At 73.2% G+C, this 25,827-nt stretch carries 24 protein-coding genes; 8 read left to right on the plus strand and 16 right to left on the minus strand.

The features are described 5' to 3' along the window. The first annotated feature begins 8 nt into the window (after positions 1-8). Positions 9-845: an AraC family transcriptional regulator gene (locus LO763_RS30145; protein WP_230790476.1), complete on the plus strand. Its 837-nt coding sequence runs from the start codon at positions 9-11 to the stop codon at positions 843-845. Here the strand turns inward: LO763_RS30145 and abc-f are convergent. From abc-f to kdd, 10 genes are all read right to left on the minus strand, one after another. Continuing rightward, on the minus strand, positions 829-2,433 hold the full coding sequence (gene abc-f, locus LO763_RS24995) for a ribosomal protection-like ABC-F family protein (RefSeq protein ID WP_369432083.1): 1,605 nt from the start codon (positions 2,431-2,433) through the stop codon (positions 829-831). The two genes, LO763_RS30145 and abc-f, sit on opposite strands and share 17 nt — an antisense overlap. Before the next feature lie 263 nt (positions 2,434-2,696). Next, positions 2,697-4,019, minus strand: a complete 1,323-nt coding sequence (locus tag LO763_RS25000; protein ID WP_230790479.1) for a M20/M25/M40 family metallo-hydrolase — start codon at positions 4,017-4,019, stop codon at positions 2,697-2,699. A gap of 202 nt (positions 4,020-4,221) precedes the next feature. After that, positions 4,222-5,412, minus strand: coding sequence for a cation:proton antiporter (locus LO763_RS25005; RefSeq protein ID WP_230790481.1), 1,191 nt, complete (start codon positions 5,410-5,412; stop codon positions 4,222-4,224). Then, positions 5,412-5,897: a cation:proton antiporter regulatory subunit gene (locus tag LO763_RS25010; protein WP_230790482.1), complete on the minus strand. Its 486-nt coding sequence runs from the start codon at positions 5,895-5,897 to the stop codon at positions 5,412-5,414. Before LO763_RS25010 ends, LO763_RS25005 begins: the two co-directional genes overlap by 1 nt. A gap of 138 nt (positions 5,898-6,035) precedes the next feature. Next, on the minus strand, positions 6,036-7,040 hold the full coding sequence (locus tag LO763_RS25015; RefSeq protein WP_230790484.1) for a serine hydrolase: 1,005 nt from the start codon (positions 7,038-7,040) through the stop codon (positions 6,036-6,038). Positions 7,041-7,117: 77 nt separating this feature from the next. Then, entirely contained in the window at positions 7,118-8,464 is a 1,347-nt protein-coding gene (locus tag LO763_RS25020) for a glutamate mutase L (protein WP_369432084.1), read from the minus strand. 19 nt (positions 8,465-8,483) lie between these two features. After that, positions 8,484-8,864, minus strand: coding sequence for a 3-aminobutyryl-CoA ammonia lyase (gene kal / locus LO763_RS25025; RefSeq protein WP_230790489.1), 381 nt, complete (start codon positions 8,862-8,864; stop codon positions 8,484-8,486). Then, entirely contained in the window at positions 8,861-9,619 is a 759-nt protein-coding gene (gene kamE, locus LO763_RS25030; RefSeq protein ID WP_230790492.1) for a lysine 5,6-aminomutase subunit beta, read from the minus strand. Before kamE ends, kal begins: the two co-directional genes overlap by 4 nt. After that, the gene (gene kamD / locus LO763_RS25035; protein ID WP_230790494.1) at positions 9,616-11,205 is read right to left on the minus strand and encodes a lysine 5,6-aminomutase subunit alpha; all 1,590 of its coding nucleotides are present in this window, start codon (positions 11,203-11,205) and stop codon (positions 9,616-9,618) included. The genes kamE and kamD overlap by 4 nt, the downstream gene beginning before the upstream one ends. Beyond that, positions 11,202-12,278 (minus strand): L-erythro-3,5-diaminohexanoate dehydrogenase, encoded by a 1,077-nt coding sequence (gene kdd / locus LO763_RS25040; RefSeq protein WP_230790495.1) that lies wholly within the window; start codon positions 12,276-12,278, stop codon positions 11,202-11,204. The genes kamD and kdd overlap by 4 nt, the downstream gene beginning before the upstream one ends. A gap of 189 nt (positions 12,279-12,467) precedes the next feature. Between kdd and LO763_RS25045 the strand changes: the two genes are divergently transcribed. After that, the gene (locus tag LO763_RS25045) at positions 12,468-13,919 is read left to right on the plus strand and encodes a KamA family radical SAM protein (RefSeq protein ID WP_255673002.1); all 1,452 of its coding nucleotides are present in this window, start codon (positions 12,468-12,470) and stop codon (positions 13,917-13,919) included. Then, on the plus strand, positions 13,916-14,755 hold the full coding sequence (locus LO763_RS25050) for a beta-keto acid cleavage family enzyme (RefSeq protein WP_230790497.1): 840 nt from the start codon (positions 13,916-13,918) through the stop codon (positions 14,753-14,755). Before LO763_RS25045 ends, LO763_RS25050 begins: the two co-directional genes overlap by 4 nt. A 46-nt stretch (positions 14,756-14,801) precedes the next feature. Here LO763_RS25050 and LO763_RS25055 read toward each other — a convergent pair whose 3' ends face one another. From LO763_RS25055 to LO763_RS25070, 4 genes are all read right to left on the minus strand, one after another. After that, positions 14,802-15,188 carry a type II toxin-antitoxin system death-on-curing family toxin gene (locus LO763_RS25055; RefSeq protein ID WP_230790498.1) on the minus strand — a complete coding sequence of 129 codons (387 nt, stop codon included), beginning with the start codon at positions 15,186-15,188 and terminating at the stop codon, positions 14,802-14,804. After that, positions 15,185-15,382 (minus strand): hypothetical protein, encoded by a 198-nt coding sequence (locus LO763_RS25060; RefSeq protein ID WP_230790499.1) that lies wholly within the window; start codon positions 15,380-15,382, stop codon positions 15,185-15,187. The genes LO763_RS25055 and LO763_RS25060 overlap by 4 nt, the downstream gene beginning before the upstream one ends. Positions 15,383-15,427: 45 nt before the next feature. Then, positions 15,428-15,883 (minus strand): SRPBCC family protein, encoded by a 456-nt coding sequence (locus tag LO763_RS25065; protein ID WP_230790500.1) that lies wholly within the window; start codon positions 15,881-15,883, stop codon positions 15,428-15,430. Between the two features lie 99 nt (positions 15,884-15,982). Then, a complete protein-coding gene (locus LO763_RS25070) occupies positions 15,983-16,285 on the minus strand; it encodes a hypothetical protein (RefSeq protein WP_230790502.1) in 303 nt (100 codons plus the stop codon). Between the two features lie 158 nt (positions 16,286-16,443). On the opposite strand from LO763_RS25070, the gene LO763_RS25075 reads away from it, so the two are divergent. From LO763_RS25075 to LO763_RS25095, 5 genes are all read left to right on the plus strand, one after another. Then, positions 16,444-18,099 carry an ABC transporter transmembrane domain-containing protein gene (locus LO763_RS25075; RefSeq protein WP_230790504.1) on the plus strand — a complete coding sequence of 552 codons (1,656 nt, stop codon included), beginning with the start codon at positions 16,444-16,446 and terminating at the stop codon, positions 18,097-18,099. Positions 18,100-18,160: 61 nt separating this feature from the next. Continuing rightward, positions 18,161-19,900 (plus strand): ABC transporter ATP-binding protein, encoded by a 1,740-nt coding sequence (locus LO763_RS25080; protein WP_230790506.1) that lies wholly within the window; start codon positions 18,161-18,163, stop codon positions 19,898-19,900. Positions 19,901-19,941: 41 nt separating this feature from the next. Next, a complete protein-coding gene (locus LO763_RS25085) occupies positions 19,942-20,580 on the plus strand; it encodes a hypothetical protein (protein WP_230790508.1) in 639 nt (212 codons plus the stop codon). A gap of 236 nt (positions 20,581-20,816) precedes the next feature. After that, complete coding sequence (locus tag LO763_RS25090; protein WP_230790510.1) at positions 20,817-21,221, plus strand: hypothetical protein; 405 nt, start codon at positions 20,817-20,819, stop codon at positions 21,219-21,221. Positions 21,222-21,295: 74 nt separating this feature from the next. Next, entirely contained in the window at positions 21,296-22,222 is a 927-nt protein-coding gene (locus LO763_RS25095; RefSeq protein ID WP_230790512.1) for a hypothetical protein, read from the plus strand. Between the two features lie 685 nt (positions 22,223-22,907). Here the strand turns inward: LO763_RS25095 and LO763_RS25100 are convergent. Both LO763_RS25100 and LO763_RS25105 read right to left on the minus strand, forming a co-directional pair. Continuing rightward, positions 22,908-23,309, minus strand: a complete 402-nt coding sequence (locus LO763_RS25100) for a hypothetical protein (RefSeq protein ID WP_230790515.1) — start codon at positions 23,307-23,309, stop codon at positions 22,908-22,910. A gap of 1,239 nt (positions 23,310-24,548) precedes the next feature. Beyond that, positions 24,549-25,751: a serpin family protein gene (locus tag LO763_RS25105; RefSeq protein ID WP_230790517.1), complete on the minus strand. Its 1,203-nt coding sequence runs from the start codon at positions 25,749-25,751 to the stop codon at positions 24,549-24,551. Positions 25,752-25,827 lie beyond the last annotated feature (76 nt).

A 25,827-nucleotide genomic window follows, 5' to 3' on the forward strand; every position in this document is an offset into this window, starting at 1 on the left:
TCCGAGGCGTGAACGGACCTACCGCCAGCGACAAGGGGATACTGCGGCCGCAGGAGGCGGTGCGCTTCATCGACCTGCGGCGGTACCCGCAGACGGGCCCGCTCGGGCGGTACGTGGAGCGGTACTGGTCGGTCCGGTGGGACCTGCCGGAGGGGGCCTCGTACGAGTCGGTGGTGATCCCCCATCCGTGCGTGAACCTCAGTTTCATGCCGGTGATCGGCGCCGAGCTGCACGGGCCGGGGGTCGCGGTCTCGCGGCACCCGCTCACCGGTGCGGGCCGGGTGTTCGGGGCGAAGTTCCGCCCCGGCGGGTTCACCGCGTTCAGCGGGGTCGAGGCGGCGGCGCTCGCGGACTGGTCGGCGGGCGCGGCGAACCTCCTCGGCCCCGAGGCCGACGAGCTCAACGCGATCGTCATGAACGGGACCGACGAGGCGGCCGTGCGGGTGGTCTCCCGGTTCCTGGAGGAGCGGCTGCCGGAGGGGTCCGACCCGCGCTACGGGCGGCTGCTGGAGGTCGTGGCGGCGATGCTGGAGGACCGCGGCGTCACCAGGGTGGACCAGGTGGCCGCACGGTTCTTCATGTCCCCCAAGACGTTGCAACGGTTGTTCCAGGACTACGTGGGCCTGGGGCCGAAGGCGCTGATCCGCCGCTACCGGCTCCACGACGCGGCCGACCGCCTCGCCGAGGACCCCGGGGCGGACCTGGCCCGGCTCGCCGCCGAGCTCGGATGGTCGGACCAGGCCCACTTCACGCACGACTTCAAGGACGTCATCGGGTTCCCCCCGGCCGAGTACGCCGCCCAGTGCGCCTCGGCCGGAAGGGAGCTCGTCATCGCTCGCCGGTGACGGACCCGGCGTCCATCTCCAGGCGCCGGCCCTGGAACGACGCGCGCAGCCGGCGGTCGTGGCTGACCAGGACCACCGTGCCGGTGTAGGAGGCCAAGGCCTCCTGGAGCTCCTCGGCGAGCACCGGCGAGAGGTGGTTGGTCGGCTCGTCCAGCAGCAGCACGTCCACCGGGCGGGTCACCAGGCGGGCCAGTTCGAGCCGGCGGCGCTGCCCGGTCGAGAGGGCCGCCACGGGCTTCCCGAACTGGTCGGGTTCGAACAGCCCCAGCCGCAGGAGCGCTTCGGCGTGCTCCTCGATCGTGCCGACGCGCCCGGCCGCGAAGACCCGCAGCACCGACTGGCGCCCCGAGCCGGGGCCGGACAGCTGGCGCAGGTGGCCCACGGCGCCGGTGCGCTCGGCCGTGCCCTCGTCGGGGGCGAGCTCGCCGGCGAGGACCCGCATGAGCGTGGTCTTGCCCGCGCCGTTCGGCCCGGTGATCAGGACGCGCTCGCCGTGGGCGACCTCCAGGTCGCCGACCTTGAGGCGGTCGCCGACACGGACGCCGCGCAGCCGCAGGGCCGGGGCCTGCGTGTCCGCTCCCGTGGTGGTGAGGCCGGACTCGAAGCGCATCGGCTCGGGCGGCGGGGCGACCGGGGCCGCCTGGAGCCGTTCGAGTTGCTGCTTGGCGATCTTGATGCGGCTGGACGCGCCGTGGTTGCGGCTGCGCTGCCGGAACGCGCCGGTGGACATGTTGGCCATCGGGAGCTTGCGCGGAATCGCGTCCATGCGGCCCGCGTTGTGCTCGACGATGCCCTCCTGGCGCTGGACCTCGGCGGTCCACCGCTCGTACGCGGCCTGGGCCTGCTGGCGCTCGACCGCCTTCGCGGTGAGGTAGCCGGCGTAGCCGTCGCCGTAGCGGCGGACGCCGCGGCCCTCGACCTCGACCATGGCGGTGGTGACGGCCTCCAGGAAGGCGCGGTCGTGGGTGACGGCCACGACCGTGCCCTTCCAGTCGCGCAGCTGCGCCTCGAGCCAGGCCACCGCCGCGTCGTCGAGGTCGTTGGACGGCTCGTCGAGCAGCAGGAGCGCGGGCCGCGACGCGAGGGTCGCGGCCAGCATCAGGCGCGAGCGCTCGCCGCCCGAGAGCGTCCCGAGGGCGCGCCCGCGGTCGAGCCCGGGCAGGCCGAGCGCGTTCAGGGCCAGGTCGACCCGCAGGTCCGCGTCCCAGCCCTCGCGGGCCTCGAAGCGGGCCATGAGGTCGGCGTAGGCCTCGGCGGCACCCGGCTCGTCGGCGAGGGCGCGTTCGGTCTCGCGCATGGCGGCCTCGATCTCGCGCAGGTCGGCGAGGGCGAGGTTGATCGCGTCGGCGACGGTGCGGTCCTCGGGCAGGTCGAGCTGCTGCGGCAGGTAGCCGACGCCGCCGGGGGCGATGACGGTGAGCTCGCCGTTGTCGGGCTCCTCGACGCGGGCGAGGAGCCTGAGCAGGGTGGACTTGCCGGAGCCGTTGTCGCCGATGACGCCGAGCCGCTCGCCCGGTTTGACGGTGAAGCCGACCCGGTCGAGCACGAGGTGGTCGCCGTAGCGCTTGGTGATGTCCACAAGGGAGATATGGGAATGGCGGAGCACTGGCGCCTCCAGAATGCAGTCGATGGCGGTGGAAGGTGAAGGCGCGCGGGAGCGAGGCGGAATGCCTCATGGAATGGGATGCGCGCCGTGCGGTCCTCGCGGAGCGGTGCTCGACGCGGGACCTGACTGCTTCTAAAGGAAAATCAACATCGCGGAGAAGCATAAGCCCCTCCGGGACCGGTTGTCCAGAGGGGCGCGGCCTCCGGGGCGGTGAGCGCGCTCACCGCCCCGGAGCCGCCCGGACGCTAGGAGCGGGCGACGAACCGGTCCATGACGTCGACGCCGAACTGGAGGCCCGAGACCGGGACCCGCTCGTCGATGCCGTGGAACAGGGCGGTGAAGTCGAGGTCGGCGGGGAGCTTGAGCGGCGCGAACCCGAAGCAGCGGATGCCGAGGGTCGCGAAGGCCTTGGCGTCGGTGCCGCCCGAGAGCATGTAGGGGACGGTGCGGGCGCCGGAGTCGGCGAGGCGGATGGCGTCGGCCATGGCGTCCACGAGCGCCCCGTCGAAGGAGGTCTCGTAGCCGGGCTGGCGGATCTCGTACTCGAAGTCGATCCCCGCGCCCGCGAGCTCCTTGAGGGTGGCCTCGAGTTCGTCGTTGCGGCCGGGCAGGGACCGGCAGTCGAGGACGGCCTCGGCGGTGGAGGGGATGACGTTGGTCTTGTACCCGGCGTCGAGGCGGGTCGGGTTGGCGGTGTTGCGCAGGGTCGCGCCGACCAGGCGGGCGATGGGGCCGAGTTTCGCGACGGCCTCGTCGGGGTTCGACGGGTCGAACTCGACGCCGGTGAGTTCGGAGACCGATTCCAGGAACTGGCGCACCGTGGGGGTCATCTCGACGGGGAACTCGTGCTGGCCGATGTTCGCGACCGCGCGGGTGAGGCGGGTGACGGCGTTGTCGTCGTGGAGCATCGAGCCGTGGCCGGGGCGCCCGGTGGCGCGCAGGCGCAGCCAGTCGAGGCCCTTCTCGGCGGTCTGGACCACGTAGACGCGCAGGTCGTTCGGGAGGGTCATGGAGAAGCCGCCGACCTCGCCGACCGCTTCGGTGACGCCTTCGAAGACCTCGGGGTGGCGCTCGACCATGAAGCGGGCGCCGTAGTCGGAGCCGGCCTCCTCGTCGGCGGTGAAGAGCAGGACCAGGTCGCGCGGGGGGACCTTGCCCTCGCGGCGCCAGTCGCGGACGAGCGCCAGGAGCATGGCGTCGAAGTCCTTCATGTCGACCGCGCCGCGGCCGAAGAGGTAGCCGTCCTTGATCTCGCCCGAGAAGGGGTGCACGGACCACTCCGCGGCCTCGGCGGGCACGACGTCGAGGTGGCCGTGGAGCAGGAGCGCCCCGCGGGAGGCGTCGGCGCCGGGGTAGCGGCAGGCGACGGAGGCGCGGCCGGGCGCGGACTCGTAGATCTTCGGTTCGAGTCCGACTTCGGCGAGCTTCTCGGCCACGTACTCGGCGGCGGCGCGCTCGCCCTTGGCGGTCGCGTTGTCGCCGGTGTTGGTGGTGTCGATGCGGATGAGGTCGCGGGCGATGTCGACGACCTCGTCTTGTGGGCGGGGCGGGTTCGCGGATTCAGCCATCCCTGAGTTGTATCAAGCGCCGATAACGCACCGCACGGCGCTGTGGCCCCTGTCGCAGTCTTCACTCCCGTCGCAGCGGACGCGGGCGTCCCGGCGCGCGGGTGCGACGAGGGCGGGGCCTCGCGGCGGTCGTGTCGCCCGAAACGCGCGATGAGGGCCGTCCGGGCGCCGCGGCGCGAACCGCGGCACCCGGAACACGCCGTCAGGCCTGTGCGTCGGCCAGGCGCCTCGCGCGGGCCTTCTTGCGGCGCTTGTGCACGATCGGGCCCGCCAGGCGCGGGGCCATCGGGCCGAGCGCGGCCAGGATGAGCACGTACGCCGCCGCCATGGAGCCGAGCTGCGGGTCGAGTCCGGCCGCGACGCCGAGCCCGGCGATGACGATCGAGAACTCGCCGCGCGGGATCAGCACGAGCCCCGCCCGCAGCCGGCCGGTGAACATCGAGCCGCCCTGCCCGGCGGCCCACCAGCCGGTGGCGAACTTCGTCGCGATGGTGCACACGGCCAGCGTGATCGCGATCGGCAGCACCGGCGGCAGCGCCGTCGGGTCCGTCTGCAAGCCGAAGTTGACGAAGAAGATGGCCGCGAACAGGTTCTTGAGCGGCTCCAGCGTCTCCTCGGCCTGGTGCGAGACCTCGCCGGAGAGGGCGATGCCGACGAAGAACGCGCCGACGGCGGCTGAGACGTGGACCTGCTCGGCGAGCCCGGCCACGACCAGGATGATGCCCATCACCTTGAGCATCAGGATCTCGTTCGAGGGCGAGGCGAGGAACCGCGAGAGCAGGTGCCCGCAGCGGGAGGCGACCACGAAGGCGGCCGCGACGGCGAGCAGCGCGATGGCGAGCCCCCAGGCGGCCTGCGCGAACGCGAGCCCGGCCAGGATCGTGGTGACGATCGGCAGGTACAGGGCCATCACCAGGTCCTCGGCGACCAGGAGCGCGAGCACGGTGGGCGTCTCGCGGTTGCCGAGCCAGCCGAGGTCGGAGAGGACCTTCGCGATGATGCCGGAGGAGGACACGTAGGTGACGCCGCCGAAGACGACGGCCGCGACCGGGCCCCAGCCGAGCAGGAGCGCGCAGACCACGCCCGGGGTGGCGTTGAGGACCAGGTCGACGACGGCGCCCGTCCACGAGGTCTTCATGGTGCCGAGCAGTTCGCGCGGCGTGTACTCCAGGCCGAGGGTGAACAGGAGGAGCACCACGCCGACCTGGGCGCCGACCTCGAGGAAGCCGGTGATGGCGTGCAGTTCGTAGATGCCGCCGTGCCCGAAGGCGAGGCCGGCGAGGAGGTAGAGCGGGATGGCGGAGATCGCGAACCGCCCCGCGAGCGCCCCGAGGAGGCCGAGGGCGCCGATGAGGATGCCGAGTTCGAGGAGGAGCTCAACGGTTCCGTGCACTACTCAAGCCCCCTGAGGATTCTCTCGACCGCATCGACCGCCTCCTGCGTTCCGATCGTCACGAGCCGGTCGCCGACGTGCAGCGTCGCGGAGGGCGCGGGGCCGGTCTCGACCCCGTCGGCGCGGACGATCGCGACGATGGAGGCGCCGGTGCGGGTGCGGGCGCGGGTGTCGCCGAGCGGGCGTTCGGCGTAGGGGCTGGTCGCGTCGACCTTCAACTGGCGGGAGACGAGGTTGTCGATCTCGTGGTGGAGCCGGTTGAGCTTCTCGACGATGCGGGCGCCGCCGAGGAGCTCGCCGATCGCGGCCGACTCGTCGGCCGAGAAGACGATGCAGTCGAGCATCGAGTCGGGGTCGTCGGGGTCGTAGATGATGAAGTCGCGGCGGCCTTCTCGGTGGGCGACGATGCCGAGGCGGACATGCCGTTTCGTCTCGAACTCGAACCGCACTCCGATACCGGGCAACTCGGTGCGCTCCACGTCCACGATTGATCACTCCTCTGAGGTTGGATTATGACGCACCGAACCGTACATCACTCCTGCCTGGGAGGGTTCCCGGCGGGAGGGCCGCCGGGACGCGGCGGGGCCCCGGCCGCGGTGGCGACCGGGGCCCCGCACCGGCCGCTACCGGGTGAGTCCCGCGTCGAGGGACTCCTGCTCGACGTCGAGCCCGACCGCGTCGGAGGCGGCGAGGCCCGCGGCGTCGACGATGTCGAGCATCTTGCGGCCCATGGCCGCGTGGGCCTGGACGGCGGGGTGGGTGGCGCCGTAGTTTCCCCAGTGGTCGTCGAACTGGGACATGAACGCGTAGACGAGCGCAGGGGCGCCGGCGGCGTTGTAGACGACGCCGGCCTCGTTGCGGTTGGCGTCGTCGGCGCCGTACTTCATGGCGATGCGCGAGCGCTCGACCGAGGACATGTTGCGGCGGAACCCGTCGTGGTAGCCGCTGAGGCCCTTGAGGACGTTGAGGAGGAAGCGGGTGCCGCCGGTCGACAGGAGCTCGCCCTTGGCGAGGCGGCGGAGGAGGTCGTTCGTCTCCGCGGTGGTGGTGTCGCCGAGCCACATGCGGCTGGGGTTGGCCGGGTTGGGGACCACGCGGGTGTCGGTGAAGCCCTTGGCCTCCAGGACCTCGTTGATCTCGGCGGGCGGGCAGACCAGGCCGCACAGGCGCACCGAGGTGTTGTCGGAGGTCAGGAGCATGGCGACCAGGACGTTGGCGACGGTGATCTCGTCGCCGTAGGCGGTCTGGTGGAAGTAGAAGCCCGAGCCGGTGAGGATGATGTCCTCGGTGAGGGTGACCCGGTCGTCGAGCGCCAGTTCGCCGCGGTCGATCTTGTCGAGGACGCCGAGGGCGATGCCGAGCTTGTTGGTGCTGGCGGCGGTCTGGACGCTCGTGGCGTTGTGGTCGACCGCGACGACGGGCGCGGCGGCGCCGTCGAGGAGGGTGACGGTGCCCTGCCAGGTGCCCCCGGCCTTGGCGGTCTCGGTGTCGAAGACCCGTTTGATCTTGGTCGCGGTGGAGACGACCTGCGCGGAGGCCTGTTCGGCGTGCGCGGTGGTGGCGGTGCCGAGGACGGCGCCGGCGGCGGTGATCCCGGCGCCGAGTTTGATCGCATCGCGTCGTTGCATGATGGCCTTTCGTTGGGTCGCAACAGGAATCCGAGGGGGCTCGTCTCAAGGACGCCTGTGGCGCCGCGTGAGGTTGCCTACGGTCCGGAACGAGTCGACCACGGGCCGAGGAGGAGTGGCGCGAGGAGGCGTTCGGCCAGGTCGCGGCGGTCTCGGGCCGCGAGGAGGCCCGCGGGCGCCAGCCGGTAGTCGGCGTCGATCGCGAAGCGGGCGTCCTGCGGCGGGCGGACGCCGCCGGAGGTGTCGGCGCCGACCGCTTCGCGCAGCAGCGCCGCGGCGCCGGGACGGCGGCGCAGGACGCCGCCGGAGCCGATGACGAGGCCGACGGCGGCGAGGTCCTTGCCGCCGCGCAGCGGCTCGGTGGGGCCGCCGACGCGTTCGCCGCGGGCGTGGCGGCGCACGGCGATCCGGGCGGCGAGCGCGGTGAGCCCGGCGTCGTCGGCGAGGTCGTCGGCGCGCAGGCCGGGGTCGGCGGCGCGCAGGCGGGCGGCGTCGCGGAGGCGGGGGGAGGCCGGGAGGTCCTCCTCGTCGGCGGCCTCGATGACGCCGGCGGCGGTGTGGCGGACGCCGAGGTCGCCTTCGACGGTGCGCGAGCGCCAGGCGGTCCCGGCGACTTCGGCGCGGGGGCCCTGGAGTTCGGCGTCGGGGGTGAGCACGGAGTAGACGTCGGTGGTGGCGCCGCCGACGTCGACCACGAGGAGGTCCTCGCCGGCGAGGTCGGCCAGCGCCTCGACGCCGGTGAGGACGGCGTCGGGGGTGGCGGCCGCGACCATGCGGGCGAAGTCGGGGCCGGCGGAGAGGTGCTTGCCGGCGATGACGTGGCGCAGGAAGACCTCGCGCAGGGCGGTCCTGGCGGGGGCGGGGTCGAGGACGCCGATGCGCGGGAGGACGTTGGCGACGCCGGTGACGGGGACGCCCGCCGCGGTGAGGAGGGCGGTGACCTCGTCGCGGGCGTGCCGGTTGCCGGCGAAGACGACCGGGGTGCGCAGGCCGGAGGCGGCGAGGCCGGCGGCGTGGGCGCGCAGGACGGTGTCGTCGCCGCCGTCGGTGCCGCCGGCCAGGAGGATCACGTCGGGGCGGGCGGCGGCGAGGCCGGTGTAGTCGGCGGCGGTGAGGCTCCCGGCGCGCACGTCGACGACGCGGGCGCCGGCGCTGAGCCCGGCCCGGTAGGCGGCCCGGGCGGTGACCAGGGGCTCGTTGCCGATGACGGCGAGGCGCAGGCCGCCGCCGGCGGAGGAGCAGACGAGGGTGTCGGCCACGGCGGCGCCTCGGGGGGTCGCGGCGTCGGCGGCGGCGCGCAGGCCGTCCATGACGTCGGAGGCGAGCGTGGTCGGGTGCGAGGCGGTGCCGAGGAGGTCCCCGGTGTCCGCGTCGACGGCGGCGGCCTTGGTGTAGGTGGAGCCGACGTCGACGCAGACGAGCACCGCGTTCACGGGGCGGTCCTCACGGGACGACCACCGTCCCGGTGGCGGTGGTGGCGACGATGGGCTCGTCGAGGACGCGGGCGGCCGACTCGCCGCGGTCGGGGTCGGCGCGGCAGACGACGGTGAGGGTGAACTCGACGGTGCGGCTGCGCCTGCCGGTGCGGACCACGGTGGCGGTGGCCTCGACGACGTCGCCCGCCTTCACGGGGGCCTTGAACTGGACGTCCGTGTAGGAGGCGAAGAGGCCCTCGTCGCCGTCGGTGCGGATGCACAGCTCGGTGGCGACGTCGCCGAACATGCCGAGGCCGTAGGCGCCGTCGACGAGGTTCCCGCCGTAGTGGGCGTGGCTGTAGGGGATGTAGCGGCGGTGGGTCACGGCGGTGCCGTCGTGGCTGGTCATGCGGTCTCCACTTCGGTTGCGGGCCTGGCGGTGACGAGTCGGTGGACGAGGTAGGAGGCGACGTCGGAGGGGGTGGTGCCGCGGGTGAAGACGCGGTCGACGCCGAGGTCGGCGGCGGCGCCCTCGTCGAAGCGGGGGCCGCCGACGACGAGCAGGGGGCGCCTCCCCGGCGGCAGGGCCTCGCGGAAGGCGGCGGCCATCTCGCGGGTGTTGTGCAGGTGGGCGTCCTTCTGGGTGACGACCTGGCTGACGAGGACCGCGTCGGCGGCCTCGTCGACGGCGCGGTTCACGAGGTCGGGGACGGCCACCTGGGCGCCGAGGTTGACCACGCGCAGCTCGCGGTAGTACTCCAGGCCCTTCTCCCCCGCGACGCCCTTGATGTTGAGGATCGCGTCGATGCCGACGGTGTGCGCGTCGGTGCCGATGCAGGCGCCGACGACGCAGAGCTTGCGGCCGAGCGTCCCGCGGACGGCGTCGTTGACCTCCTTGGGGCTCAAGTGCGGGTAGTCGCGCTCGACCACCTTGACCTCGTCGAGGTTGACGAGGTGGGTGGAGGCGCCGTAGACGACGAAGAACGTGTAGGACTCGCCGATGGCCTTGGCGTGCACGAGCATCGCGCCGTCGAGGCCCATCTTCGCGGCGAGCTGGAGGGCCGCGCCCTCGGCGCGCTTGTCGTGCGGGACGGGCAGGGTGAACGAGAGCTGCACCATGCCGTCGCCGGTGGTGTCCCCGTAGGGGCGGACGATGCGGCTCATCGGGCGGCCTCCTCGCGAGCGGGCGTGAACTCGCCGTCGAGGTCCAGGACCTCCGATGCGGGGTTCCAGTAGTCCTCGGCGCGCTCGGCGACGCCGTCGAGGCCGCGGCCGCCGTCGGCGGGGCGCCTCATGATGCCGAAGGTGCCGTCGGCGATGGCGTTGAGCAGGCCGTCGTCGACGATGCGGCCGAGGAGGTCGACGGCCTCGCCGAGGACCTCGTTCGCGCGGCGGGCGATGAAGCCGTCGGCGGGCGGGTGGAAGTCCTCGGCGAGCCCGGCGCAGGCGGAGAGGACGTAGCGCACGTTCTGGAGCGCGATGTCGCGGTCGGAGAGCCAGGGGGTGACGACCGCCTCGGTCATCATGCCCACCAGGAGGATCGACTGGCCGGTCATGACCCCGGCGAGGTTGAAGAACCCGTCGAGGAGGTTGCCGCGGAAGACGTCGCCGGTCATGTGCTTCGTGGGCGGCATCCACTTCAGCGGCGCGTCGGGGAACAACTGGCGGGCCAGGAGGGCGTGGGCGAGCTCGAGCCGGAAGGACTCGGGCACTTCGGGGTTGATCTCGAAGGCGTGGCCCAGGCCCAGGAGCGGGTCGGGGAGCCCGGCCTCGTGGGCGAAGCGCTCGTTGAGCAGCTGCGACACGGTGACGGTGTGGGCGGCCTCGACGGCGTCGGCGGTGGTCAGGTAGTTGTCCTCGCCGGTGTTGATGATGATCCCGGCGCGGGCGTGGACCTGGCGGCTGAAGCGCTGGTCGACGAAGGTGCGGACCGGGTTGATGTCGCGGAAGAGGATGCCGTACATGGAGTCGTTGAGCATCATGTCGAGCCGGTGCATCCCGGCGAGCGCGGCGATCTCGGGCATGCACAGCCCGGAGGCGTAGTTGGTGAGGCGGATGTAGCGGCCGACCTCGCGGGAGGTCTCGTCGAGGGCGGCGCGCATGAGCCGGAAGTTCTCGCCGGTGGCGTAGGTCCCGGCGAAGCCCTCGCGGGTGGCGCCCTCGGGGACGTAGTCCAGGAGGGACTGGCCGGTGGAGCGGATGACGGCGATGACGTCGGCGCCGGCCTTGGCGGCGGCCTGGGCCTGGGGGATGTCCTCGTAGATGTCGCCGGTGGCGACGATGAGGTAGATCCAGGGCCGCTGGGGCGGGTCGCCGATCTCGGCGACGAGGGCGTCGCGTTCGCGTCGTTTTTCAGCGATCCGCGTGAATCCGGCGCCGACGGCGCGGCGGGCGCGCGTTCGGGCGTGCCCGGCGGCGTCGCCGACGGGGAGCTCGAAGCGGACCCCTCCGGCCGCGGCGGCGTGGGCGAGGCGGGTGAGGTCGGGGTGGTCCTGGAGGGCGTGGAAGACCGGGAGGGCGATGCCGTGCTCGAGGCCGGTCTGCTCGGCGACGGCGTCGGCGAGGCGGTTGACCCAGGGGATGCCGTCGGGGTCGGCGCCGGTGAGCCCGGCGAGGCGGAGGGTGGCGCGCTCGACGGAGACGGTGGTGCGGCTGCGGGCGAGGTCGACCACGGGCTGGGCGGCGCGGGCGGCGAGGGCGCGGGCGCGCGCGACGAGCGCGGGGTCGAGCGGCAGGTGCGGTCCGGTCACCGGGCGGCCTCCTCGGTGTCGCAGATGCGGGCGGTGAAGAGGTCCTTCAGCGCGGGGTTCGCGTTGACCAGGCCGAGGGCGTAGTCGGCGTGGCCGGGGACGTAGCCGTTGCCGATGAGCATCTCGACGTCGGCGGCGAGGCCCTCGGCGCCGAGGGCGGCGGCCGGGAAGGAGGTGGCCATGGAGAAGAAGACGACGGTGCCGCCGGTGGCGGTGGCGAGGACGGCGCCGTGCTCGCAGCCGGGGACGTCGACGCAGACGACGGTGACGTCGGCACCGCGGCCGTCGAGGGCTTCAGTGACGGCGCCGGCGAGTGCGAGCGGGTCGGTGGCGTCGGCGACGGCGATGCGGTCGGCCAGGCCGGTGCCGCGCAGCCGCGCGGCCTCGGCCTCGTCGCGGACGACGGCCAGGACGGTGGCGGCGCCGGCGTCGCGGGCGGCGGCGAGGGAGAGCGACCCGGACTTCCCGGCGGCGCCGAGGACGGCGACGGTGGTCGCGGCGCGGGGCCTCAGGGCGGCGGTCTTTCCGAGCACCGTGCGGCGGACGAGGGCGGGGGCGCCGCAGACGTCGAGGACGGCGAGCGCGAGGCGTTCGGGGAGGTCCTCGGGGAGGACCGCGGCGATGGAGCGGCCGAAGAGGACGGCGTGCCCGGCCGCGGGGACCTGCTCGGAGAGGCCGTCCCAGCGGGCCAGGCCGTCGGTGATGCGCAGCGGGGTGAGGGTGAGGGAGACGAGGGTGGCGATCTTCTGGCCGGGCCGCAGGCCGAGGGGCGAGCGGGGGCCGACGGCGTCGACGGTGCCGATGAGCATCCCGCCGGAGCCGGTGACGGGGTTGTGCATCTTGCCGCGGGCCTCGACGATCGCGAGGACCTCGGCTCGGATCGCGGCGCCGTCGCCGCCGTGGGCGGTGCGGAGCTGCCGGTAGGAGGCCGCGTCGAGGTTGAGGCGCTCGACGCTGACGCGCACCTCGTCCTCGGCGATCTCGGGGTCGGGGTCGAGCCGGTCGGCCGCTTGTGGCAGCGCTCCGGCGGGGCTGACGACCCGGTGCGATCCGACTGGTGAGCCTGTCGACATCGTCGCCGTCCTTCCTGGTTGCGGGGCTTGATCGAATCTCAATATGCGGGACCTAGCGAGCAACTGTAACGGAAGGTTATCCTCGTCACAAGGCGGTCATCCCCGCCTGCAAAGTTTCCCCCGGGGCGACAACCCGGGCATGGAGGTGAGAAAGTGGCCGATCGACCGCTCGAGGCGCAAAAGCCCGTGATGATCGAGCAGCCCTACCAGTACCGGCGCCGCGAGCTGGTGGAGCCGGACTGGACCCGGTTCCCCGGCTGGCGGGACGTGACCGAGGCCGACTGGGCCTCGGCGCAGTGGCAGCGCGTGCACTGCGTCAAGAACGTCAAGCAGCTGCGGGAGGTGGTCGGCGACCGGCTCGACGAGTCGTTCTTCGACGACCTGGCCGCGGACATGGAGCGTTCGGCGACCATGTCGATGCTGCTGCCGCCGCAGATGCTCAACACGATGGTCCCGGCGATCGAGGCGACCGCGCCCGGCTCGTGGACCGACGCGTTCAAGGCCGACCCCGTGCGCCGCTACATGCTGCCGGTGGCCTCGGACCGGCGCACCGACTGGCCCTCGCACCCGTTCGCGGCGCGCGACTCCCTCCACGAGCACGACATGTGGGCGGTCGAGGGCCTGACCCACCGCTACCCCACGAAGGTCCTCGCCGAGCTCCTGTCCACCTGCCCCCAGTACTGCGGGCACTGCACCCGCATGGACCTGGTCGGCAACTCCACGCCGACGGTGGACAAGCGGCGGCTCGCGCTCAAGCCCGTCGACCGGCAGTCCGCGATCCTGGAGTACCTCCAGACCCACCCGGGGGTCCGCGACGTCGTGGTCTCCGGCGGCGACGTCGCGAACCTGCCGTGGCGCCAGCTCGAGTCGTTCCTGGAGCGGCTCCTCGAAGTCGAGACGATCCGCGACATCCGCCTGGCGACGAAGGCGCTCATGGGGCTGCCGCAGCACTGGCTCCAGGACGAGATCGTCGACGGCATGGGCCGCATCGCCAAGACCGCGGCCGAGCGCGGCGTGAACCTGGCGATCCACACGCACATCAACCACGTCAACTCGGTGACCCCGGCCGTGGCGAAGGCGGCGGCGGCGATGCTGGACGCGGGCGTGCGGGACGTGCGCAACCAGGGCGTGCTCATGCGCGGCATCAACGACACGCAGGCCGACCTGCTCGACCTGTGCTTCGCGATGCAGGGCGAGGCGAACATCCTGCCGTACTACTTCTACATGTGCGACATGATCCCCAACGCCGAGCACTGGCGGACCTCCGTGGCGCAGGCCCAGGAGCTCCAGACCGCGATCATGGGGTACCTGCCCGGGTACGCGACCCCGCGGATCATCTGCGACGTGCCGATGGTCGGCAAGCGCTGGGTCCACCAGCTGTCCGAGTACGACCGGGAGCTGGGGATCTCGTACTGGACCAAGAACTACCGGACCTCGATCGAGGCCGACGACCCGGACGCGCTGACGCGCCGGTACCCGTTCTACGACCCGATCGACACGCTCTCCAAGGCCGGGCAGCAGTGGTGGGGCAACATGCACCCGCCGGGCGCGGTGAAGGAGGCCGGGGACGCGGCGGCCGCGCGCTCGCGGGAGGCCGCGGAGCGCGAGAAGGCCGCGGACGAGGCGGCGGAGGCCCGGTGACCGGGACGCTGATCACGGTGGCCCCCACGGGGGCCGAGGTCGACAAGCGCGAGGTCCCGGCCCTGCCGGTGACGCTGGAGGAGCTGGTCGGCACGGCCGTGGCGTGCGAGCGCGCCGGGGCCTCGATCGTCCACGTGCACCTGCGGGACGACGAGGCGACGCCGACGCTGGACCCGGTGCGGTTGCGCGACGCCGTCGCGGCCCTGCGGGAGTCGACCGACCTGATCGTGCAGCTGTCCACCGGCGGCTCGGTGCGCGACCCGGAGGGGGCCCGGCTCGCGGTGCTCGACGCGGAGCCGGACATGGCCTCGTGCACGATGGGCACGGTGAACTTCGGCGGCGACGTGTTCATGAACCGCTGGGAGTTCATCGTGGAGCTGCACGAGCGGATGGTCGAGCGGCGCGTGGTGCCCGAGTACGAGCTGTTCGACCTGGGGCACGTGGCGTCGCTGGAGCGGCTGCTGGGTGAGCGCGGACTGCCGTTCGGCGGGCACGTGCACGTGGACTTCGTGCTGGGCGTCCCGGGAGGGGCGCCCGGGGACGCCTCGACGGTGACGGCCTTCGCGGAGGCGGTGCGCCGCCGCCTGCCGGAGGGGACCACGTTCTCCGCCACGGGCATCGGCCGGACCACGCTGCCGGTCATGCTCGCGTCGCTGGCGCACGGCGGGCACCTGCGGGTCGGGATGGAGGACACCGTTTCGTTCGCGAGGCGGCGGCCGGTGACCGGGAACGAGGAGCTGGTGGCCCGCGCGGCGGAGGCGGCGGCGCTGGCGCAGCGCCCGGCGGTCGCCGCGGCGGAGGCGAGGAGGGTCCTGGGGATCCGCGACGCCGGTTGAGCGGTGGCGAAGGGCCCGGACGCTCGCGTCCGGGCCCTTCGTTCGCTCACTGGAGCGGGGTGGTCCAGTCCGCCATGGTCTTCGCGATCTCGGGGACGTCGTGGTCGCCTTGCGCGATCGCTCGGATGAACACGTCGCCCTCTTCCGGCGAGGGGACTCGCAGATGGAGTCCGTTGAGTCCGAACATCAGCTTCACCGCCAGGTAGGCGAGGCGCTTGTTGCCGTCGACCAGCGCGTGGTTGCGCGCGAGCGAGTGGAGCAGGGCCGCCGCCTTCTCGTGCAGCGACTCGTAGGCCTCGACGCCGAACGCCTCGGCCCGCGGGCGGGCGAGCGCCGATTCCAGCAGGCCCCAGTCGCGCACCGGCGGCCGCTGCCGGCCGGTGACCGCGACGGCGATCTTGATCAGGTCGTCGAGGTCGAGGTAGTCGGTCACTCGGCGAGCCGGTCGAGGAGTTCGCGGTCTTCTTCCAGGGCGTTCGCGAGGAGGTCGTCGAAGCGGCGCTCGCGCTCGGTGAGGAAGGTGTGGATCGCCTCGACCGCGAGATCGTGCTTGGAGCGGTGCTCCTTGGCGGCGCGCTCGGTGAGGAGGCGGTCGTCGTCTTCGGAGAGTCGCAGCGTCATGGCCATGCGGCAATGCTACCGCCTGATATCAGGTGGTGGCAATTGTCGCGGTCACCGTTCGAGGTAGGCGGCGAGGTTCGCGAGGGACGAGGCCAGGCCCGCGGCGTGGTCTTCGGGGGTGATGCCGACGGGGACGTCGGTCGCGGTGATCTCGACCCGCGAGCCGTCGCCCACCGGCGCGACGCTCCAGTTCATGGTCATGGTGCCGGTGAAGTCCGGGTCGTCGGAGACGAAGTCGATCTCCTGCACGACCCGCTCGCCGGGGTCGAGGCCGACGAAGCGGGCGTCGACGACGTCGGAGTCCGCGGTCGACTTGCCACCGGTGCCCTCCGCGTAGGTCAGGACGAGGCGGTAGGAGCCGCCGGGGCCGGCGTCGAACCACTCGAAGTAGCCGCTCATGCCTTCCGGCGGCAGCCATTGGATGAGCGCGTCGGGGTCGACCAGCGCCGCGTAGGCGCGTTCGGTCGGCACCGCGATGTCCCTGGACGCCTTGTCGATCCTCGTCATCGGCGAACCGTAGCACCGCCGGCCGACGCCGCGGGGGCGTGCGCGGCGGCGGGGCCCGGACGCGTCGCGTCCGGGCCCCGCCTTCCCTGCCCGCTGAGGTCAGTCGTGCCAGCGGCGGCGTCCGAGTCCGCCGATGGCGCCGCCGATGGCGAGGTAGACCAGGGCGGCGAGCCCGTAGTTGACGACGGCCCGGACCTTGGGGTCGTCGATCGTGAACATGTCGCGGAAGAGCCAGGAGAACCAGTTGGCGAGGTCGGCGATGAAGTTCACGAGGGGGTTGCCCTGGTTGGCTTCCAGCAGCACGAAGGCGAGGTGCAGCAGGATGATCAGGGCGATGAGCCCGAAGATGATCGTGATGATGTGGACGATCCACGGGTTGTGACGCGAGGCGCTGTAGGGCATGACCACTCCTTCCACAACATCGTTGCTGTCGATGTTGGACCGAATGAATGCCCTTCGCATTGCAGGTCAAACCAGTTTCGCGGGGATTGGGGCGGGAAGGGCCTCGCGCCCGATTTGGAGGTGCGCGTGCGACCGGTCGGCAGGTAAGCTTCCTCCCCATGCCCCTCGCTCCCCCGCCGACGGCCTGGCGCCTGCTCGTCGGCCTCGTACGGCCCCATGGGCGCCGCGTCGTCGTCGGCATCCTCATGTACCTCCTGGCGGGCGCGGCGTCGATGGCCCAGCTGTGGATGATCAGCCGGATCATCGACGAGGGGTTCATCGCCCGCGACGGCGGCGCCCTCCTCTTCTGGCTCGCGCTCGCCACCGCCGCCGTGATCGCCCAGCCGATCTTCTGGACCTCGGGCTTCCGCCAGTTCGCGGGCGCCGAGGCCGCCAACCAGCGCGCGATCGTCCGCCGCCTCACCGACCACCTCAACGGCGCCGGGACGGGGGTGCGCGGGAAGGTGTCCGCCGGGGAGCTGGTGAACCTCCCGAGCGAGGACACCCGCCGGGCGGCCCGGGTGGCCGCCGACCTCGGGTTCTTGTGCAACAACCTCTCGATGTTCACCGTCGGCTCGGCGCTGGTGTGGTCGATCCACCCGCTGCTCGGCACGGTGGTCATCGCGGGCAGCATCGTCACCGCCCTCATCGCCGGGCCGCTCCTGAGCCGGCTCCAGCGCAACCAGGCCGAGTACCGGGCGATGATCGGCGGCCTCACCGCGCAGGCCGCCGACGTCGTCGGCGGCCTGCGGGTGCTGCGCGGCGTCGGCGGCGACCTGCTGTTCGCCGCGCGCTACCGCGAGCACTCGGCCGCCTTGCAGCGCACGGGATACGAGGTGGCGAACTCGAGTTCGTGGATTTACGCGCTGCGGTACTCGATGCCGATCGTGTTCGTCGCCGCGATCACCTGGACCGGTGCGCTCCTGGCCGCCGACGGCGCGATCACCATCGGCGGCCTGGCCTCGGCGTTCAGCTTCGCGACCGTGTTCATCGCCGTCTCCGGCAACTTCATCGGCACCGCGAACTTCCTCATCGCCGCGTGGGTGGGGGCCAAGCGCATCGCCCGGCTCCTCTCGATCGAGACCGATGTGGACGATGAGGGGACGCTGCGCGGCGCGGGCGGCGAGCTGCGCGACCCCGACTCGGGACTGGTCGTGCCGCCCGGCGGCCTCACGGTGGTCGTCACCGCCGAGACCGCCCCCGCGCTCCAAGCGTGCGAACGCCTGGCCCGCTACCGCGGCTCCGACGCGACCTGGGGCGCGAAGCCCCTGGAGGCGTACGCCCTCGGCGAGGTCCGCGAGCGGATCATGCTGCTGACCGACGAGGACCACCTGTTCGCCGGGACGCTCGCCGAGACCATGCGGGTCGAGCCGAACACGGCGCTCGCGGCGCTCGAGACCGCCTGCGCCCACGACGTGTACACGGGCCTGGGCTCGACGCTGGACGCGCCGATCGCCGAGGGCGGGCGGAACCTCTCGGGCGGCCAGCGCCAGCGCCTGCGTCTGGCCCGGGCGCTCGCGGCCGCGCCGGAGACGCTGCTCGCGGTGGAGCCGACCTCGGCGGTGGACTCGCACACCGAGTCGCTCATCGCCGAGCGGGTCGCCGCGACCCGCGCCCTGGCGGCGACGCTGGTCGTCACGGCATCGCCGCTGTGGCTGGCGCACGCCGACCGCGTGGTGTGGATGGTCGAGGGCAAGGTCCACGCCGCCGGGTCGCACGCCGAACTGCTGGACGACCCGGCCTACCGGGCCCTCGCCTCGCACGGCGCCGACTGATGGGCGGCGGGTTTCACCGGGGCCGGTCCGCGGACCCCGGGCTTCGCCGAGAGGAGCGCACATGAGCGCCGACGAGACCCTGAACCGGCTGCCGGTCGCGGGACCGGCCGAGGTCCGGCGGGCCTTCATACGGCTGTTCGCCGCCGACAAGGGGCGGGCCCTCCAGGTCCTCGTGCTGTACACGCTCGCGGCCGTCTTCAGCGTCTCGGTGCCGATCCTGCTGGGCCGCGTGGTCGACGGCATCGGCGCGGGCTGGAGCATCGGGCGCATCAACCTGGTGTGCGGCCTCATCGTCGCGTGCGTCGCGGCCCAGTTCGTGCTCAGCAGGCTGGGGCGGCGCGCGGGGTACCGGTTCGGGGAGCGGGCCGCGGCCCGGCTGCGCGAAGGCGTGGTGGGCCGGGTGCTCGGGCTGCCGCTGGACCGGGTGGAGCAGGCCGGGCGCGGCGACCTCGGCACCCGCACCGCCTCGGACGTCAACATCGTCGCCGACCTGCTGCGCGACTCCGGACCCACGATCGCGACCGCGTTCATCGAAGTGCTGGTCCTGTACATCGCCACATTCGTGATCGACCCGCTGCTGGGCCTGTGCTCGCTGGTGACGCTGCCGCCGCTGCTGCTGGCGGCCAGGCGGTACCTGCGCCGGTCGGGCGGGGCGTTCCTGGCGCAGCGCGCGGCCATGAGCGAGGCGGCCGAGACGCTCACCGCCTCGGGAATGGGCGCCAGGACGGTGGCCGCCCTCGCACTGCAAGAGGAGCGGCGCGAGGCGGGGTACCGGCGCGCCGAGGCGATGCGCGAGCGGTTCCTGCGCGTGATGCGCCTCCAGATCGAGTTCTTCCTGCTCCTGCTGTGGCTCAACCGGCTCCAGCTGGTGCTGGTGGTGGCCGCGGCCGGGCTCTGGTACTTCCAGGACGGCCTGAGCCTGGGCACGGCGATCGCGGCGATCACCGTGGCCGTCCGCATCGCCAACCCGACCAACACGGTCATGGTGCAGCTCAACGAGTTCCAACAGGGTTCGGCTGCCTTGGCGCGCATCGAGGGCGTCAACCTCATCGAGCCGGAACCGCGCGAGGCGGTGCCGGACGGGACGGAGCTGCGCCTGGACGCGGTGACGTTCGGGTACGGCGACGGGCCCGACGTGCTCCACGGGTTGAGCCTGCGTCCCGGGGCCGGGGAGCGGCTCGTCGTCGTCGGACCGTCGGGAGCCGGGAAGTCCACGATCGCGAGGCTCCTGGCGGGCATCGACCGGCCCCGGACCGGGACGGCGACGCTCGGCGGGGTCCCGGTGTGCGACATCGGCGTCGAGGAGCTGCGCCGCCACGTCGTACTGGTGACCCAGGAGCACTACGTGTTCACCGCCAGCCTGCGTGACAACCTGGTCCTCGCCGCGCCCGACGCGGACGACGCGGTCCTGGAGGCGGCGCTGCGGCGGGTGGAGGCGGGCTGGGCCCTGACCGAAGGCCTCGACACGGTGCTCGGCGACGAGCACCGGAAGCTCAGCACCGCCGAGGCGCAGCAGATCGCGCTCGCCCGCGTCATCGTCGCCGACCCCGACATCGTGATCCTCGACGAGGCCACGGCCGGGATCGACCCCGCCAATGCGGGCAGAGTGGAGGTCGCCCTGGCGGCGGCCCTGGAGGGCCGCACCGTCATCGCGATCGCGCACCAGTTGCAGGCGGCGGCGTCCGCGGACCGGATCGCGGTCGTCGAGGACGGGCGGATCGCCGAGGAGGGCACGCACGACGAGCTGCTGACCGCGGGCGGGGTGTACGCGGGGCTCTGGCACGCGTGGCGCGGCGAGTGAACGGGGTTGCCCGGGGCGGCCCGCCGCATTAGGGTCCGATCATGGAGCGAACCCCTGTGACCGGTGCCCATGTCGAACGGGCCGTGGCCGTCACCGCGGCGGCGCTGCGCGCCGCGCCCGCCGAGGCCTGGGGGAACCGGGCCGGGCCGATGGACTGCGACTGCTGGGACGCGTTGGAGCACTTGAACAACGGCGTGTTCTCGTACGCGCTGCGGATGGCCCCGACCGTGCCGTACACGCTGGGTCGTCCCACGATCATGTGGCAGCGGCCCGGCGAGCGGCCGCTGCCGATCGTCACCGACCGCGCGGAGGGCCCGGAGGCCGGGATCGAAGCCCTGATCATGATGGGCGGGCTCGTCGCGGCGGTGGTGGACGCCCGGCCGGCGTCGGCGCGGGCCTGGCACGTCTGGGGCACCGGGGACCCCGAGGGCTTCGCGGCGATGGGCGTGGTGGAGACGCTCGCGCACGCCTTCGACCTGACGCAGGGGCTGGGAGTGCCCTTCGAGCCGCCGGGCGACCTGGCCGCGGCGGGGCTGGCCCGGCTGTTCCCGGAGGCGCCGACGGACACCGACCCGTGGGCGACGCTGCTGTGGGCCACGGGCAGGGGCGAACTGGAGGGGCATGAGAAGCGCGGCCCGGACTGGTCGTGGCACACCGCCCCGCTCGACGAAGACGCATAGGAGAGTCCCCCCGACGGTCGCGGTCCGGACTGAGGGCTTTTCCGGCATCGTTGCGGCGCAAGGGGGCGGCGATGCCTTCAGGAAGCAGAGCTTCATGGACGCGCCGTACGGCGTGAATCGGCACGATCACCGCCGCGGAGGGGAACGCGCACCGAGCGCGTGGAAGAGCGGGCTCCGACGTGATGCGCGGCACTCGGTCCTGGACACCGTTTCCGAGGGCCGTGGAGAATGCGGTGATGGCGACACCGGAACACCCCTGGGCGGGAATGTCCTCCGCCGGCAGCGGACTGCTCGGCGTCCTCGCGGCGCTGTCGACCACGGCGGCCCTGGTGGTCACGGTCCAGACCCCCGACGACATGGTGCAGATCGGTCTGCTCTACCTCGTCGCGCTCGCCGCCGGAGCCGCCGCGGTCCGGCTCCGCCGGGGAGCGTCGACGAACGGCCTCAAGCTGCTCGTCGGCACCACTGTGCTGGCATGCCTGGTCACGCTCACCCTGTGGACCGTGCTGGACATGTGGTCCACGATGGGCCGCTGCGAACGGCGCGAGCAGGGGTCGTTTCTGACGAGCTCCCGCGAAGCCTGGTACGAGGGCAGTGCCTGCACCGATGAGCAGCGCGAACACTTCTACGTGAACATGTAGCCCGCCGCCCGGACCCTCCCGCGCCGATACGATCACCCCCGTCGCCGGGGCGGGATCTCGGTAGCCTGGCGGGCGTGTCCCTCTTCCCTCTGACCCGGCGCGGCTGGAGCACGATCGCCGTCGGCGCGGTCCAGACCGTCGTCGCCACTGTCGCCGCCTTCCGGTGGCTCGACTCCGGCGGCATGACCCCCGCGGTGGTCCTCTTCGGCTCCTGGGCGGCCCTCGCCTTGGCGGGCATGATCACCGGCGGTGCGGCCCAGGACATCGCGCAGGTGTCCGCGGGTCCGGTCGGCGACCGGGTGCCGCCCGAGCCCGACCCCCGGGACGCCCGCCTCCTGAAGTGGGGCGCCTTGCTGCCGCTGTGCCAGGTCGCGGTCGGCGCGGCGGTCGCCGCCCTGGCGGGCCTGGGCGGTTTCGCGGTGTCGGAGAGCGCCTTGGCCGGGCCCGGCGTCGGCGGGGCCTTCGGGACCGCGGCGATGGTCGCCCTCGGCGCCTATCTGGCACTGCTGTGCGGGGTGATCCTGGTGCTGGTCACCGTGGTGCCGGGCCTGATGCTCTGGCGGGCGGCACGCCGCCGCGACCGGTCGCGGGTGACGGTCGCGGCCTCGGCGGTCATCCTCCTGGCCGTGTTCCCCTCGGCCATCGGCGCCGTGCAGGGCGTCGCGGTGCCGGACGGCGCGAGCTCGCGCGGAGCGGCGCTGCCGCTGATGCTGACGGTGCTCGGGTTCGACCTCTCGGATCGGGGCTACACGGTCGAGCACTGGGGGTGGCTGTGGACCGCGCGGATCTTCGGGGCGCTGATCCTGCTGGGCCTCGCGGCGGCCGTCCTGGCAGGGCGGGCCAAGCGCACTGCCGCGCGCGCTGCCGCCGATGCCGGGCGCCGTCCTCGCCGATCGGCGGACCGGGACCGGCGGGCGACTCCGTCGCCCCGCCCGCGGCGCCGCGCAGGCGACCGGCCTTCCACCCGAAAGAAGCGCAAGAAGCGCAAGAACCGGCGCTGAGCGCCGCTCGCACCGCGCCCGTTCAACGGCGGGGGCCCGTGAAGCCGCTCCTGACCGGAATGTGAGCAGGGACCTGGCGGTCGGCGCCGGACCTCTCCTCGACCCCACCGATGAACCCGGTCGACCCCAATGCCGTTCAGGCAAGGGAGGCGGTCTCCGGCCGGTGTTCGGCGCTCAGCGATGGAGTTGCGAGGGGATGCGCTGGGGTGCGTTGCCGGGCCGGGCCGGTTCGCGGCCGGGGTTCGGGCGGGCGGCGACGGCGTGAGAAGGATTCGCCCCGGGCGTGCCTCCGAAGCCGGGCCGATTCATGGCCGGTGTTCAGGCGAGCGGCGACGGCGTGGCGGCGGAGCCGATTCGGGGAGGTGCCGCCGGGGCCAGGCCGGTTGGTGGCCGGTGTTCGGACGGTCAGCGACGGCGTGGCGGCGGGGTCGGTTCGGGGAGGTGTTGCCGGGGCCGGGACGGTTCATGGCCAGGGTTCAAGCTGTCGGCGACGGTGTGGCGGGGGCTGAGGCCGGGGCTGGTCGCCGGGGCCGGGTGGGATCGTGTTCGGGCGGGCGGGCGGCGACGGTGTGCGGGAGTGGCCGGGTCTGGGTGGCCTGCCGGGGCCGGGGTGGTGTGGGTGGCGCCGGGAACGAACGACGGTGTTCCGGTGGTGGTCGCCGGTGCGGTGCGGTCGCTGCCGGTCCTAGCTGCGGTGGCGGGGCCGGTGGGGCCGGTGGCCCGCGGTGCGGCGGAGTAGCTGCCGGGGCCGGGCCGGTCGGTGGCCGATGTTCGGACGGTCGGCGACGGTGCTGTGGAGGCCGGGCCCCGGGTGGGTTGCCGGGGCCGGGGTTCGAGCAGTCGGCGACGGCGCCATGGAGACCGGGACCGGGACGGCGTGGATGGTGGCAGGGCCGAGCGACGGCGAAGCGGCAGCAGCAACGGGGCCGTTCATGGTCGATGCGGCGATGGCGCTGCCGGCCGTCGGCGGTACGGCGGGGTCGGTGACGGTCGGGCTCGTCGCAGCGGCCTGCCGCCGGGCGGCCTGGCGCGCGGTGGGTGCCGCGGGAGTCGCGGCGTAGGGCATCGTGGTGGTCGTGGTGGTCATGGTGGGTTCACCTCCTCCCGGTGGGTGTGGTCGCGTCCTGGCGGATACGCGGTGGTGGTCGCGATGGCGGTCGCGTCGCCTGGCGGCACCGTCTCGCGGCGGGCTCTCGCGGCCGGGTCTCGCATCGCCGTCGAGTAGTAGTCGCCGTGGCCTGCCGGTCCTCCCTGGTGTGTCGGACCTATCGGCCTACCGGGCGTGGTGGGCCTGTCGGGTCTTCCTGTCCTTCCTGTGGTGGTGGTCGGGTGGGTGTGCTGGATACGCCCGGGGTGTGTGCGGGACTCCGACTGTGCTGGCCGGCGGTACCTCCTCAAGGAGGCCGCACTCCCGTCACATGCCCGTAGACCGCGGTGACGGTGGTACCAGCGCAGGACCGGAACGCGGGACAAACAACCCCCGTCCTAGCTGCGAGGGCGGCCCCGACACCAGTGGGCGGTACGAGCGGCCAGAGGCTGTCGTAGTCTGCATTAAATGAACACATCTCGTTCGCTTGCACTGATTCCGTAACCCTGTACGTACCACCAATCATCCCCCCGATAACCCCAGGCCGGCAACACCCACACGGGTACAGAACCCTCATGTTTCCACCGGACCCCATGCTCCGCAACAACATCGCCCTCCGGTGCCGCACTTCCGCCCCGCCCACCCGACCCACACCAGCCCCCGAGCCCCGCACACCGACCCCGGGCCCGCCGACGGACACCAGCCCTCCACGCGCCCCTCCGTCGCTGCCGCCGTAACCGCTCCCCCGGCGCCACCGGCACCCGACCACCCCACCCCGACACCACCCCGCCTTTCCGTCGCCGCCGCCTGAAGCGCGAGCCCCGCCGCCCCGGCCCCGCCAACCGGCCCCAGCCCCGCACCCACCCCACCGTCGCCGCCGCCTTTATGGACCTTGACCCTCCACCAACCTCAGGCCGCCAACGGACACCAGCCTCGCACCCACCCCCGCATCGCCGCCGCCTGAAGGCGATCCCGGCCCCCTACCAGCATCGACCCCAGACACAAGACCTCTCACCACGCCGAGGTCAGACCCGTCGGCGGCGCGGGCGCCGGTGACGCCCGCGGCGGCGAGCTGTTCTTCCCTGGTCTCCCCGCCGCGCCGTCGGTGAGCATCGCAAGGAGCGACCAGGCGCCTAGTCCTGAAGCGGCCGAAGGGATCTCATCTCGGGCGGCGGGACAGGTCGTTGGCGGCCGCGACATCGGCGGGCGTCGTGCAGGGCGGGGCCCATGCGACGGGTGCTACCGGGCCTGTTGCGGTTCGGCGACCCATCCGGCGAGGAGGAAGAGCCCTGTGGGGCGGTGGCGGACGAGGTAGCCGAAAGGCCGGTCGAAGGTGACCACGGCCTTGACGTGCCGGTGGGGCCGCGGCGGCTCCGGCGGCAGGCCGCCCATGTAGGCCATGCCGACAGCGGTGACGGCCGCGGCCTCGAAGCCGGTGGCGCTGAAGACGGCGGTGCAGGACTGCCTGGCCTGGCTGACGAAGAGCCGCTGCGCGGCAAGGCGGTCGAACTGGGCCAGATCGCCGTCCGCGGCGAGTTCGAGGCCGAGCGCTTCGGCGTCCTCGAGCAGGTCGAGGTCGGCGGCGACGGTGAAGGCCACCGTGCGGGCGGTGACCTCCGGGGCGGACTGGGGTTGCTCCTCGAAGGACTCGACGATCCTGACGCCGGGGCCGCGGCGGCCCGGTTCCAGTTCGGCCGGCGAGCGGCCCCAGGCGGGGTTCTTCGCGGCGGCGAAGAGCCGGGCCATGACCGCTCCGGGCGCGATGTCGTCGAGGCCGATCGCGAGGAGGACGTCGATGTCGTCCTCGCCGCGGACGGTGAGGACGGAGGCGTTGGCGCCGATGCGGAGCACGTCCTCGTGGTAGGTGACCGTGAGGATCTCGCAGGGGCCGGGCCTCGCCCACGGGCCGGTGGTGAAGGACGCGTAGGCGTCCTGGAACGGCACGGTCCAGGCGGTGCGCACCGACAGGGCGCTCGCGAGGACGAGGCGGATCTGCTCGTCGAGGTCGAGGGGCATCCGGTCGATGAGGCCGTCGGTGTGCTCGCGGGCCCAGGCGTCGAGGGCGGCCTCGTCGGCGGCGGGGTCGCCGGTGAGCGAGCCGACGGTGCCCACGGGCAGGGCGGCGGTCCAGTCGGGGTCGAGGGCGGCGCCCGCTCCGGCCCAGACGCCGAGGGCGAGGCGGATCGCGCGGGAGTTTCGCGCGCCTTCGAGCAGGAGCCCCGGCACGGCGGCGGCCCGGTCGGCGTCGAGTCCGGCCGCGGCGAGCAGTTCCTCCAGGGTGTCCTCGACCGCGCCCGCGGCGAGCATCGCGAGAAGCGGCCAGACGCCGGGTCCTGAAGCGGCGGCAGGGACTTCGGTGCGGGCGGCGAACCAGCGGCGGGTCAGGTCGTTGGCGGCCGCGACGTCGGCGGGCGTCAGGGCGTCGTGCAGGGCGGGGTCCATGCGGCGGATATTAGGAGGCGCCCACCACCCTGCGGCGGGGCGGTGTCCCGCCATGCGGGTTCAACGGCTCGGTACC

The sequence above is a fragment of the Glycomyces amatae genome (assembly GCF_020991375.1).
GTDB classification, from domain to species: Bacteria; Actinomycetota; Actinomycetes; order Mycobacteriales; family Micromonosporaceae; genus Glycomyces; species Glycomyces amatae.